The sequence below is a fragment of the Hydrogenophaga sp. SNF1 genome (genome assembly GCF_034421675.1).
GTDB classification, from domain to species: domain Bacteria; phylum Pseudomonadota; class Gammaproteobacteria; order Burkholderiales; family Burkholderiaceae_C; genus Hydrogenophaga; species Hydrogenophaga borbori.
Genome location: NZ_CP139793.1, coordinates 307,073 through 319,173, shown reverse-complemented (window position 1 = coordinate 319,173; position 12,101 = coordinate 307,073). Strand labels below are relative to the sequence as shown.

14 protein-coding genes are annotated in these 12,101 nt (G+C 70.9%); 5 read left to right on the top strand and 9 right to left on the bottom strand.

Annotated elements, in window-relative coordinates:
* Positions 1–9 precede the first annotated feature (9 nt).
* Both hemB and SOM08_RS01550 read left to right on the top strand, forming a co-directional pair.
* Complete coding sequence (gene hemB / locus SOM08_RS01555; RefSeq protein WP_116958875.1) at positions 10–1,011, top strand: porphobilinogen synthase; 1,002 nt, start codon at positions 10–12, stop codon at positions 1,009–1,011.
* A 13-nt stretch (positions 1,012–1,024) separates the two neighbouring features.
* Complete coding sequence (locus SOM08_RS01550) at positions 1,025–2,134, top strand: magnesium transporter CorA family protein (RefSeq protein ID WP_116958876.1); 1,110 nt, start codon at positions 1,025–1,027, stop codon at positions 2,132–2,134.
* Between the two features lie 3 nt (positions 2,135–2,137).
* Here SOM08_RS01550 and SOM08_RS01545 read toward each other — a convergent pair whose 3' ends face one another.
* The 4 genes from SOM08_RS01545 to SOM08_RS01530 all read right to left on the bottom strand — a co-directional run bounded on the left by SOM08_RS01545 (position 2,138) and on the right by SOM08_RS01530 (position 5,107).
* Positions 2,138–2,800: a glutathione S-transferase family protein gene (locus tag SOM08_RS01545; protein WP_116958877.1), complete on the bottom strand. Its 663-nt coding sequence runs from the start codon at positions 2,798–2,800 to the stop codon at positions 2,138–2,140.
* Positions 2,797–3,690, bottom strand: coding sequence for an amidohydrolase family protein (locus SOM08_RS01540; RefSeq protein WP_322469935.1), 894 nt, complete (start codon positions 3,688–3,690; stop codon positions 2,797–2,799). The genes SOM08_RS01545 and SOM08_RS01540 overlap by 4 nt, the downstream gene beginning before the upstream one ends.
* A 97-nt stretch (positions 3,691–3,787) precedes the next feature.
* Positions 3,788–4,474, bottom strand: a complete 687-nt coding sequence (locus tag SOM08_RS01535; protein WP_116958879.1) for a dienelactone hydrolase family protein — start codon at positions 4,472–4,474, stop codon at positions 3,788–3,790.
* 33 nt (positions 4,475–4,507) lie between these two features.
* Positions 4,508–5,107 (bottom strand): 2-hydroxychromene-2-carboxylate isomerase, encoded by a 600-nt coding sequence (locus tag SOM08_RS01530; RefSeq protein WP_322469934.1) that lies wholly within the window; start codon positions 5,105–5,107, stop codon positions 4,508–4,510.
* A 91-nt stretch (positions 5,108–5,198) separates the two neighbouring features.
* Here SOM08_RS01530 and SOM08_RS01525 point away from each other — a divergent pair, with 91 nt between their 5' ends.
* From SOM08_RS01525 to SOM08_RS01515, 3 genes are read left to right on the top strand one after another with little or no spacing between them, the layout of a single operon-like run.
* Entirely contained in the window at positions 5,199–5,948 is a 750-nt protein-coding gene (locus SOM08_RS01525) for an SDR family oxidoreductase (RefSeq protein ID WP_116958881.1), read from the top strand.
* Positions 5,948–6,427, top strand: a complete 480-nt coding sequence (locus SOM08_RS01520) for a MaoC family dehydratase (RefSeq protein WP_116958882.1) — start codon at positions 5,948–5,950, stop codon at positions 6,425–6,427. Before SOM08_RS01525 ends, SOM08_RS01520 begins: the two co-directional genes overlap by 1 nt.
* Positions 6,428–6,464: 37 nt before the next feature.
* Entirely contained in the window at positions 6,465–7,085 is a 621-nt protein-coding gene (locus SOM08_RS01515) for a MarC family protein (RefSeq protein WP_116958883.1), read from the top strand.
* A gap of 22 nt (positions 7,086–7,107) precedes the next feature.
* On the opposite strand, the gene SOM08_RS01510 is transcribed toward SOM08_RS01515, so the two are convergent.
* From SOM08_RS01510 to SOM08_RS01490, 5 genes are all read right to left on the bottom strand, one after another.
* Positions 7,108–8,127: a TRAP transporter substrate-binding protein gene (locus SOM08_RS01510; RefSeq protein ID WP_116958884.1), complete on the bottom strand. Its 1,020-nt coding sequence runs from the start codon at positions 8,125–8,127 to the stop codon at positions 7,108–7,110.
* Between the two features lie 23 nt (positions 8,128–8,150).
* Positions 8,151–9,242 carry an aromatic ring-hydroxylating dioxygenase subunit alpha gene (locus SOM08_RS01505; RefSeq protein ID WP_322469933.1) on the bottom strand — a complete coding sequence of 364 codons (1,092 nt, stop codon included), beginning with the start codon at positions 9,240–9,242 and terminating at the stop codon, positions 8,151–8,153.
* 130 nt (positions 9,243–9,372) lie between these two features.
* Complete coding sequence (locus SOM08_RS01500) at positions 9,373–10,197, bottom strand: helix-turn-helix transcriptional regulator (RefSeq protein ID WP_322469932.1); 825 nt, start codon at positions 10,195–10,197, stop codon at positions 9,373–9,375.
* Positions 10,198–10,257: 60 nt separating this feature from the next.
* The gene (locus tag SOM08_RS01495; RefSeq protein ID WP_322469931.1) at positions 10,258–11,277 is read right to left on the bottom strand and encodes a 2-dehydropantoate 2-reductase; all 1,020 of its coding nucleotides are present in this window, start codon (positions 11,275–11,277) and stop codon (positions 10,258–10,260) included.
* Positions 11,274–12,068, bottom strand: a complete 795-nt coding sequence (locus SOM08_RS01490; RefSeq protein ID WP_116958888.1) for a class II aldolase/adducin family protein — start codon at positions 12,066–12,068, stop codon at positions 11,274–11,276. The genes SOM08_RS01495 and SOM08_RS01490 overlap by 4 nt, the downstream gene beginning before the upstream one ends.
* Positions 12,069–12,101: the final 33 nt, after the last annotated feature.

Sequence of the window (12,101 nt, the reverse complement as noted above, 5' to 3'; positions counted from 1 at the left end):
ATAGCCCTCATGCAGAATCCCGCCCCTTTCCCCGCCGCCCGGCCACGCCGCCTGCGCCGCGACACCTTCACGCGTGAGCTGGTGCGCGAGCACCGCCTGCACCCGTCCGACCTGATCTACCCCGTGTTCGTGCTCGACGGCGCGAACCGGCGCGAGGCCGTGGCCTCCATGCCGGGCGTCGAGCGCCTCAGCCTGGACCTGCTGCTGCCCGTGGCCGAGGACTGCGTGAAGCTGGGCATTCCGGCGCTGGCGCTGTTCCCGGTGATCGACCCGGCGCTGAAAACGCCCGACGGCCAGGAGGCGACCAACCCCGACGGCCTGGTGCCACGCGTGGTGCGCGCGCTCAAGCAGCGCTTCCCCGAACTCGGCGTGATGACCGACGTGGCCCTGGACCCGTACACCAGCCACGGCCAGGACGGCGTGCTCGACGAGGCGAACTACATCATCAACGACGAGACCGTGGCCATCCTGGTGCGCCAGGCGCTGACGCAGGCGGCCGCGGGCGTGGACATCGTGGCGCCCAGCGACATGATGGACGGGCGCATCGGTGCCATCCGCCAGGCGCTGGAGGCCGACGGCCGCATCCACACGCGCATCATGGCCTACAGCGCGAAGTACGCCAGCGCCTTCTACGGTCCGTTCCGCGACGCCGTGGGCTCGGCCGCCAACCTGGGCAAGGCCGACAAGAAGGTCTACCAGATGGACCCGGGCAACAGCGACGAGGCCCTGCGCGAGGTGGCGATGGACATCGCCGAGGGCGCCGACATGGTGATGGTCAAGCCCGGCATGCCCTACCTGGACATCGTGCGCCGCGTGAAGGACGGGTTCGCCATGCCGACCTTCGTCTACCAGGTGAGCGGCGAGTACGCCATGCTCAAGGCCGCCGCGCAGAACGGCTGGCTGGACCACGACGCCGTGATGATGGAAAGCCTGCTCGCTTTCAAGCGCGCTGGCGCCGACGGCGTGCTGACCTACTTCGCGCGCGACGCCGCGCGGCTGCTGCGCGGCTGAAGCGGACCGGGCGATGCGGGTCTTTCACGTGCAGCCCGGGTCGGTGAGCGAAACCGCCGGGCTGCCCATGCTGCTGCCCGCGCGCGGCTTCCTCTGGGTGGCCTGCGGCCGGCGCGAATTCGAGCTGGAGCACGGCCACGTGCAGGCCGCGCTGCAGGTGATGTGCGGCACCACGCTGGTGGACCTGCACGTGAGCGACCTGCTCAACAACCAGCTGCCCTCGCACTACGACTACACCTCGCAATACGACATCCTGGTGTTCCGCCGCCTGGCCGCGGGACAGGCCGAGACCGACATGTCGCAGCCCGGCGCGGTGCTCACCGAACCCGTCAAGCGCAGCGGCCCGCCGGTGCTGCGGCGCATCGACACCAGCCCCGTGGGCTTCGCGGTGTTCGACCGCGTGCTGGTGACCGTGCACCCGGCCGGCTGCGGCGTGCTCGACCAGTACTCGGCGCGGCTGCTGGCCAGCGCCGGCGTGGCGCCGCGCGCCGCCGGTGCCGGCCTGCCCACCAGCCCGGCCGACCTGATGCTGCGCATCGTCAACCAGATGGTGGACGGCTACCTGGACCTGCGGCGCGAACTCACGCGCCAGCTCGACCACTGGCAGTCCGAGCTGCTGCAGCCCAAGACCCGCTTCACCAACTGGAACTCGCTGCTGGACGCGCGCATCTCGCTGCACCAGCTCGACGAAATCTGCGAGGACCAGCGCAGCGCCATCCAGGACTGGATCGAGGCGCTGGAGGACTGGGAGCCCCTGGACGCCATCGGCGGGCAGCGCGGGCTGGAGCTGCTCAAGGTGCGCAGCCGCGACGTGCTGGAGCACATCGAGCGCGTGGTGCACCACGTGCGCCGGCTGGAGCAGAACGCCGAGACCGCCGTGCAGATGCACTTCTCGGCGCAGAGCAACCGCACCAACGACATCATGCGCACGCTCACCGCGCTCACCGCGGTATTCCTGCCGCTGAACCTCATCGCCGGCATCTTCGGCATGAACTTCGAGTTCATCCCCTTCGTTCACGAACGCACGGGCTTCTGGTGGGCCATGGGCTCGATGGCTTTCGTGGCCGTGGCGCTCAGTGTCTACTTCTGGCGCAAGCGCTACCTGCGCTCCTCGGGCCGCTGAGGTTCAGACGTAGGGCTCGGCCAGGCCCTCATTGGCCATCACGCGGCGCAGCGCCGGGCGCTCCAGCACGCGCCGCAGGTAGGGGCCCAGGTGCGGCCGCTCGCGCGCGGGGCGCACCGGCGAATCGGGCGAGAAGTGCCGCGTCCAGCGGCACAGGGTGAAGACGTAGGCGTCCAGCAGCGAATGGGCCTCGCCCAGGAACCAGGGGCCGCCGTGGCGCGCCAGTTCGGCGTCGAGCAGGTCGAGCAGCGCGCCGACGCGGCGCTTGGCCACGGCCTTCACCTCGGCTTCGCTGGCGCCGCCCGCCTCGTTCACCCAGCGGTGCGGGTAGAAGTAGACGATGAGCGTGGCCTGCAGGGTGTTGGTGAGCCACATGAGCCATTTGTAGGCCTGCGCGCGCTCGCGCGTGCCCAGGGCCGGCATCAGCTTCGCCTCGGGGTGCGTGTCGGCGAGGTGCAGGCCGATGGCGGCGGTTTCGTAGAGCACCAGGTCACCGTCCTCCAGCACGGGGATCAGGCCATTGGGGTTGAGCGCGCGGTAGGCGGGCGAATCGAGCGCGCCGTGTTCGCGGTCGATGAGCCGGCGCTCGTAGGGCACGCCAAGCTCTTCGAGCAGGATGTGCGGCACCATGGCCGCGGTGCTGGGGTAGAAGTGCAGTCGGATCATCGGGGGCTTGGTTCGGTGAGGCCAAACAGCGCGGCGCCATTGTCCCAGGCGATCTTTTTCGCGACCTCGGGCGGCAGCGTGCCGAGCCAGGCGCGGTAGCCCTGCATCAGGCCGTCGTACTGCAGCCAGCGCTGGTTGACCCAGGTGTCCGAGCCGATGAGGAAGCGGTCGGGGTACTTGAGCAGCAGCGCGCGCCACTCGGGGCACAGCGTGCCCTCGCCGCAGGTGAGGCCGGGGCGGTAGGACAGCTCACCGTGCAAGCGCGGAAAGCGCGCGAAGAGCGCGTCCACGCGCGCCACGGACGATCCGCCGATGCCCGTGTGCGCCCAGATCAGGCGCGTCGACTGGCCCTTGGAGGGCGTGTGGCCCATGAGCTTTTCCACCGCCACGTCGTCCACGTGGGCCAGGATCGCCAGGTCCTTCCGATCGGCCAGGGCCATGAGCTGCCTGGCCACCGGGCCGTCGGCGTTGGCGCTGTCGTACAGGTGGAATTCGCCCAGGCCGCGGTAGGGGCCGGCGGGCGTGCCGCGCGCCAGCTCGGTGTTCACCATGTCCAAGATGCTCGGGTCGCGGAACCAGTTGTTGTAGTCGGCGCGGTCACGGTAGAGCCGCACGAAGGGCACCACGGCCACGCCAGCGGCACGCGCCTGCTCGCCCGCCTGGGCCAGCGCGCGCGTGCCGTCGTTGGGGCGCGAATTGGCCACGATGGCGCGCACGCCGTTGCGCTGCAGGCGGTCCAGCACGTCGGGCAGGGGGTGCGGGCACTCGGTCGTGGTCGTGGTCGTGGCCGCGGCGGCGTGCCCGCAGGCCTCGACGTTGTAGTGCAGGTGGGCGTCGAACAGGGGACCGCGGTACTGCGCGGCGGCGCTGCCGACGACACCCGCCAGCAAAAGCCCCAGCCAGCGGCTCCGCGGAACCGGCGCTGCCGGGCCGCGGGTGCCGCCCCCTGGAGGGGGGACGGGCGAAGCGCGGCGGGGGCGCGCCATGTCAGCCCACGTGCTGAGCGAAGAAGGCCAGCGTGCGCTCGCGCGCCAGCGTGGCGGCCGCTTCGTTGTACGAGCCGCGCTGGTCGCAGTTGAAGCCGTGGTTGGCGTGGTAGACGTGCACGGTGGCGCCGGGCTGGGCCTTCTTGAAGGCCTCCACGCTGTCGAGCGGGATCCAGTGGTCCTGGTCGCCGAAGTGCGCCATCACGGGCACCTGGGGCTTTCGCGCGGCCTCGTCGGGCATGGTCATGCCGCCGCCGTAATAGGGCGCGGCCGCGCTCAGGCCCTTGAGCGTGCAGGCCGCGCGCCAGGTCAGCAGGCCGCCCCAGCAGTAGCCCACGATGCCCACCTTGCCGGCCTGCGCGGCGTGGTCGATCGCGGCCTGGATGTCCGGCATCACGCCGGGCGCGGGCAGCGCCTCCACGGCGGCCTTCAGGCCCATGCCCTCTTTCATGTCGGCCTCCGTGTAGCCGATCTCCAGATCGCCCTTGCCGATGCGCGAGAAGGTGCTGGGCGCCACGGCGAAGTAGCCCGCCGCGGCATAGCGGTCGGCCACCGAGCGGATGTGCGAGTTGACGCCGAAGATTTCCTGCAGCACCACGACGCCGCCCTTGGCCGGGCCGGCGGGGCGGGCGATGTAGGCGGGAAAGGCGTGGCCGTCGGCGGCCTTGAGGGTGGTGGTTTCGCTCATGCGTGTGCTCCTGGTTGGTGCGGAATGGGTCGTTCAGGCCCGCAGGCGGCGTTCAACGAAATCGAGCCGGTCCTGGCCCCAGTAGACCTCGCCATCGATGACGTAGGCCGGCGCCCCGAAGACACCCGCGTCGATGGCGGCCTGGGTGTGGGCGTCGGCCAGGGCCTGGCCTTCCTCGGCCTGCGATTGTGCGAGCCGCGCGGCGTCCAGGCCAGATTCGCCCAGCAGCTCGGCCAGGGTGGCGGTGTCGGCGATGTCGCGCTCCTGCGCCCACACGGCCGCGAGCACCGCGCCCGTCAGCCGCAGCGCGGCCTCGGTGCCGTCGCGCTCGGCCACCACGCTGATCAAGCGGCACGAAGCGTCTCCCGACACCGGGAAATGCTTCGGGTGCAGGTTGAGCGGCAGCTTCAGCCACTCGCTCCAGCGGCGCAGCTCCACCAGGCGGTAGGCCTGGCGCTGCGGCGCGCGCTTGCCCAGCGGCAAGCCGCCCGAGAGCGGAAAGATCTTGCCCAGGTCCATGGGCCGCACGCGCACCTCGGCGCCGGCGGCGCTGGCCAGGCGCACGAAGCGTTCGTGGCCCAGGTAGGCCCAGGGGCTCATGGTGGCGAAGTAGTAGTCGACCGTGCGACGCATGCCGTCTCCGTTTGGCTGTTGTAATGGACCTCGTTCGAGGACGAAGCTGTCCTTGTACGGCAAGCGCAATGGCTGTTGCAGGAGATCGGGAATGGGCGACAAGGTATTGCTGGTCACGGGCGGCTCGCGCGGCATCGGCGCGGCCACCTGCCGGCTGGCCGCGAAGGCGGGTTGGGCCGTGGCGGTGAACTATGCGGCGAATCCGCTCGCGGCCGACGAGGTGGTGCGCGCCATCCGCGCCGACGGCGGGCGCGCCATGGCCGTGCAGGCCGACGTGGCGGACGAGGCCCAGGTGCTGCGCCTGTTCGAGCAGGTCGACGCCACGCTCGGCCGCCTCGGCGGCCTGGTGAACAACGCCGGCGTGGTGGACCAGCGCGCGCGCCTCGACGAGATGGACGTGGCGCGCTGGCGGCGCATGTTCGACATCAACGTCATCGGCAGCCTGCTCTGCGCCCGCGAGGCCGTGCGCCGCATGAGCCCCCGGCACGGCGGCTCGGGCGGCGCCATCGTCAACCTGTCCAGCGCGGCCGCGCGCCTGGGCTCGCCGGGTGAGTACGTGGACTACGCGGCGTCCAAGGGCGCCATCGACACGTTCACCCTGGGCCTGGCCAAGGAGGTCGCGGCCGAGAACATCCGCGTCAACGCGGTGCGCCCGGGCCTGATCGACACCGACATCCACGCCAGCGGCGGCCGGCCCGACCGCCTGCGCGAGCTCGCGCCGCAGGTGCCCATGCAGCGAGGCGGCCAGGTCGACGAGGTGGCCAGCCTGATCGTCTGGCTGCTGTCCGACGCCGCGAGCTACACCACCATGAGCCTGATCGACGTGTCCGGAGCCCGCTGATGACCGCACCGAAGAAAGAACCTCGCCTGTACTGGGAAGACCTGAGCGTCGGCGAGACGCGCGACCTGGGCAGCCTCTCGCCCACGGCCGAGGAGATCGTGGCCTTCGCCAGCCAGTGGGACCCGCAGCCCTTCCACCTGGACCCCGAGGCTGCCAAGGACTCGGTCTTCGGCGCCCTGTGCGCCAGTGGCTGGCACACCTGCGCCATGGCCATGCGGCTCATGGTCACCAACTTCCTGCACGAGACCTCCAGCCTGGGCTCGCCGGGCCTGGAGAGCCTGAAGTGGCTCAAGCCGGTGTTCCCCGGCGACACACTCACGCTCAGGCACACCATCACCGAGAAGCGCGTGATGGGCAAGCGCCCCGACGTGGGCCTGGTGCGCACCGTCTGGGAGATGGTGAACCAGCGGGACGAGCCGGTGCTGCGCATGGAAGGCTACGGCATGTTCCGGCTCAGGCACCCTGCCCAAACGGCCTGAAGGCGGCCACAATGCGGCGCGTTCATCCGCCGCCGCCATGGACTTCAAACCCCTCATCACCCTGCTGGCCATCGTCAATCCCCTGGCCATCGTGCCCTTCTTCATCCACTACACGCAGGGCTTCAGCCGCCAGCAGCGCCAGCGCACGGTGATGATCTCGGCCTTCAGCGCCTTCGCCGTGATCGCCACCTGCGCGCTGGTGGGGCTGCAGATCCTGGAGTTCTTCTCGATCTCGCTGGCCAGCTTCCAGGTCGGCGGCGGCATGCTGCTGCTGACCTCGGCGCTGTCCATGCTGAACGCGCGCCCGGCCGAGGCCAAGGCCACCGACCAGGACCTCAGCGCCGACTCCCCGCGCACCAGCATCGCCGTGGTGCCACTGACCATTCCGCTGCTCACCGGTCCGGCCACCATGTCCACCGTGGTGATCTACGCCGACCAGGCCAAGACCTTCTTCCAGCACGCCATGCTGGTGGGCTACGGCGTGGTCATCGCCCTGGCCACGGCGGTCTGCTTCGCGCTGGCCGAGCCCATCGCGCGCGGCCTGGGCCAGACCGGCATCAACGTGATGACGCGCCTGATGGGCCTGATCCTCGCGGCCCTGTCGGTGGAGGTGATGGCCGCGGGCCTGGTGAAGCTGTTTCCCGCGCTGGGGAGCTAGCCCAGCGCGAGGGGTTGGCGGCTCACTTCAGCTTCTGCGTCTCCGCGCGGAACTCCGCCAGCACCGCGCGCGCGTTCTTGAGGCCGCGCGCCTCGGCCGCCGCCACCCACTTGTCCTCCAGCTGGGCCTGCTTGGCCTTCACGTCGTTGACGAAGGCCTCGTTGGCCATCTGGCGCTGCACGCCGGTGGTCTTCTGGATGTCGCGCGAGGCGGCGTCGGTGCGGTCCCAGCCGGCGGCGAACAGGCGCGCGGCGTGTTCGCCCGAGACCTTGGTGATCGCCGCCTTCTCTTCCGGCTTGAGCGAATCGAACTTGGCCTGGTTCATCATGAACACGAAGCTGGTGTTGTAGAGCCCGCCCGGGAAGGTGGTGGCGTACTTCACCATGCCCAGGCGCATGGACTGCAGCGACTCGTCGGGGAAGAAGGTGCCGTCCATCACGCCGGTGGACAGCAGCTCGAAGGAATCGGTGGCGGGCTTGAGCGTGGTGTTCCAGCCCATGAGCTTGGACAGCTCGTTGATGTTGCCGCCGCCGATGCGGAACTTGAGCTTGGCGGCCTCGGCCGCGCTGGTCACGGGCTGCTTGACCGTGAAGATGATGCCCGGGCCGTGCGTGAACACCGCCAGGGTCTTCACGCCACGGTGCTCGCCCAGCGGCGCGAAGTACTTGTCGTAGATGCGCTGGTAGGCCACGCTGGTGGCGGTGGAGGTGTCGCCGAGGAAGGGGAACTCGGCCACCTGCGTGAAGATGAAGCGGCCGGGCGTGTAGCCGTCCACCGTGTACGACACGTCGGCCAGGCCGTCGCGCACCGCGTCGAAGGTGCCGGGCGGCGCGGACACGGCCTTGGGCAGCAGGTGGCACTTCACGCTGCCCTTGGTCTCCTTCTCCACCGCCTCGCACCACTGGTTCTGCGCCATGGTGGCGCCGTGCGCGGGCGGCAGCCAGGTGGAGACGTTGAGCACGGTCTGCGCGAGCGCGCCGCCGCTGGCGGCGAACAGGGCGGCGGCGGCGAACGGGGCAAGGCGGAAGGTCTGGCGGGTCATGTGTCTGTCTCCGTGGTGTCGGCTCAGGCCAGGGCGGCCGGTTGGGTGGGGGAAAGGGTCTGCTGCGCCTGCTGCTCGGCGCGCACGCGCGCCTCGAGCAGGCGGCGGAACTGGATCAGCGCGGCGTCCATGGCCAAGGGCAGCATGGACAGCGTGGGGTTGTGCTGGATGTTGCGGTGCTGCGCGGTGATCATGTCGCGGTCTTCGTTGAAGGCGCCGATCAGGCTGTCGTAGATGCTCTGCGTGACGGCCTGATCGCCTTCGCCCGTGGGGTGGGACTGCTGGAAGAAGTAGTGCGTGGTGGTGGCCGTCTCGGGCGTGAGCGTCTGGCAGGAATGCAGGCGCACCGAAGGACCGGGCGCGTCGGGCGCGCTGCCCGTGGGGCGGCCGCCCGAGTGCATGAGCAGGGTGCCGGGCAGCAGGAATTCGTAGACGAACCAGCGGTCCAGGTGGGTGTCGAAGCGGCGGAAGCGCTGGTAGAAGGGCGGCGCCGGCACGTCGTTCACCTGGCGCGAGACCTTGATGCCCAGCTGCGGCCAGTCGGCGTTCGGGCCGGGTACGGGCTCGATGGTGGGGCGCGCCTGCGCGATGCGCGTGGAGCCGCCGAGCGACTTCTCGTGCACGTAGCTCAGGTGCGAGAAATCGAGCAGGTTGTCGCAGATCAGCAGGTAGGGCGTGTCGTAGTGCAGGTAGCCGGGCTGGTTCTGCCAGTCGGGCGAGTCGCAGCTGAAGTTGTCGGGCAGCAGCGCGTCCTCGGCCAGCGCGGGGTCGCCCATCCACACGAAGACCCACTTGTTGCGCAGCACCAGCGGGTAGCGCTTGACCTTCGCCTTGGCGGGGATGATCTCGATGCCCGGGGCCTCCACGCACTGCCCCATCCGATCGAACATGAGGCCGTGGTAGCCGCAGCGCACGCAGTCGCCCTCGCGCCGGCCCACCGACAGGGGCGCGTGCCGGTGGCAGCAGCGGTCCTCCAGGGCGACCAGTTCGCCGGCCTGCGTGCGGTAGACCAGCACCGGCTCGCCGAGCACGGTGCGCGTGAACAGGGTGGGCGAATCGGCCGGCGGGATCTCGTGGTCCCAGGCGATGACGTACCAGCAGTTGCGCAGCCACATGGCCTTGTCTCCTCCTCGTGGGGATGGGAAGGCCATGCTAGGAGGCGCCGGGGGACGGCCTGTCCCCTGCGAAGGGGATGGACGGGGGATTGCGGAAGCCCACGCCGCGCCGCTGGCAGGCCGCGCCTTGTCAGCCCAGCCAGCGCGCCAGCCGCAGCCGGTCCGCCGGCAGCCCCGCCTCGGCGAGCTTGGCGTAGGCCCGCTTTCTCAGCGTCACCACGGTCGACGGCGCCACGTCCAGCTCGGCCGCGATGCCGTCCGCGCTGAGCCCGTGGGCGATGCGCGCCACCACCTCGGCCTCGCGCGGCGACAGCGCCGGCACCAACCGCGCCAGGCGCTGCCGCGACAGCGCGACCTGCGCCTCGCGGTCCGCCGCCACGCCGTCGGCGTTCAGGGCCGCCTGGTGCGCTTGTCGCAGCAGCGGCGCCAGGCCCAGCAGGCGCTGGATCTCATCGGGCCGGAACAGGCCCTGGCGCTCGTCGCGGTACAGGTGGATGGCCTGCACGGCCCCGCGCGCCGGCGCGTGCAGCAGGGTGAAGCGCTCGGTCAGGCGCTCGCGCTTGTAGATCTCGTTGCGCCAGCCCGCCACCGGCAGTTCGTCGGCGCGGCAGTGCAACACCGCCACCTCGCGCGCCGGGCGCTGCGAGACGCGGTCGGCCAGGCGCATCACCGCGTCGGCGCGCCAGTAGCTGCGGCGGTAGATGGCGAAGCACTCGGCCACCACGTCGCGGCCGTGCCCTTCGTGGGGATGGCGCGAGCTGCCTTCGATCAGCTCGGGCGTGTCGCGCCGGAAGTTGACGAGCGAGAGGTATTCCACCGGCACCACCGTGTCGATGGCCCGCAGCAGCCGCGCGGCGCTGGGCGGCGCGCTCGCGCAGTCAAGCAGGGCCGAGACCGCGGCCGGGCTCAGGGCCTGGCCGGGCGCGGGGGCATCGAAGGACCAGATGGCAGGCATGCACCCATTCTGGAAACACGCCCGCCCGCCGCGCCAGCGGGCTAACCCTGCCGGCGTGCGTTACGCCGGCGCCGGGTACAGGCCCAACGTGCGCGCGCGCAGCCGCGCCAGGCCGAGCAGCGCCTCGGTGAAGGGGGTCGGCACCTCGGTCAGGCGGCCCAGTTCGGCCACCACGGCCACCAGGGCGTCCAGCTCCACCGGGCGCCCGGCCTCCACGTCCTGCAGCATGGAGGTCTTGAAGGCGCCGAGCTTGAGCGTGACGGCGTGGCGGTCCTCGGGCTGCTGGTCGATGGGGATGCCCAGCCTCGCGCCGATCGCCTTGGCCTCCAGCATCACCGCGCTGATGAAGCCGCGCACCTGCGGGTCGTCGAGGATGCGGTCGGTGGTGGCGCCGGTGATGGCGCTCACCGGGTTGACCGTCATGTTGCCCCAGAGCTTGTACCAGATGTCCTTCTGGATCTGCGGCGACAGCTTGGCCTCGACGCCGGCCTCGCCCAGCGCGGCCACCACGGCCTGGGCGCGCGCGCTCGGCTCGCCGGAGGGCTCGCCCACGAGCAGGCCGTTGCCGAAGTGGTGGCGCACCAGGCCGGGCGCGTCGAGCGAGCAGCTGGCGTGCACCACCCCGCCCAGCACCTGGCGGCCGGGCACGGCGCGCGCCATGGCGCCGCCCGGGTCCACCACGGGCAGCGGCGTGCCTTGCAAGGCACCGCCGAAGCCTTCGAAGAACCACCAGGGCACGCCGTTCATGGCCGTGAGCACCACCGTGCCGGGGCCGATCAAGGGCCCGATGGCGGGCGCGATGCCGGGCAGCGCGGGCGCCTTCACCGCGAGGACGACGAGGTCGTGCGCGCCGAGCTCGTCGGCCCGCTCGGACGCGCGCACCGGCGCCTGCAGCAGCTCGCCGCCCTGTTGCAGGCGCAGGCCGTGCGCGCGCAGCGCGGCGAGCGTGTCGCCGCGCGCCAGCGCGCTGACCGGGCGGCCCGAGCGCGCCAGGCGCGTGCCCAGCCAGCCGCCGATGGCGCCGGCGCCAACAATCGCCACGCTGCGGATCTCGGTGGGCAGGTTCATCGTGTCGCTCATGCCCGGTAGCTCGAATCGATGCGGTCGACCTGGCGCACCAGGGCGTCGAACACGTCGCGGCCGGCGCCGTGCTTGGGGTCGAACTGGAAGGAGTCGCGCGTGCACTTGGCGGCGATGGCCTCGGACACCGGGATCGCGGCCTGCGGACCGCCCATGCTGAAGGTGGCGAGCTGGATCTCGCAGGCACGCTGCAGCGTCCAGAGGATGGCGAAGGTCTGCGGCAGCGTGCCGCCCCAGGCCAGCAGGCCGTGGTTGCGCAGGATGACCGCGGGCTTGTCGCCGATGCTCTGCAGCAGGCGCGGGCCCTCGTCGGCGTGGATGGTGATGCCTTCGAAGTCGTGGTACGCCACCAGGCCGTGCAGCTGCGCGGTGTAGAAGTTGGTCTGCTGCAAGCCGTCCTTCAGGCAGGCCACGGACACGCCGGCCGTGGTGTGCGTGTGCATCACGCAGTGCGCGCCTTCCAGGCCGTCGTGGATGGCCGCGTGCACCACGAAGCCGGCCGGGTTGACGCGGTGGGTGGAGCCGTCGAGCACCTTGCCCTGCAGGTCGATCTTCACCAGGTTGCTTGCCGTGACCTCGCTGTAGTGCAGGCCGAAGGGGTTGATGAGGAAGTGCTTCTCGCCCCCGGTCACGCTGTCGGGCAGGCGCAGCGTGATGTGGTTGTAGATCATCTCCGTCCAGCCCAGCATGGCGAAGACGCGGTAGCAGGCGGCGAGCTCCAGGCGCGCGGCCCATTCGTCGGCGTGCATGCCGGGCGGCAGCACGGTGCTGGTTTGCAGGGCAGCGTTCATGTCTCGTCTCCTGGGTCTGTGGGGATCGGGTGT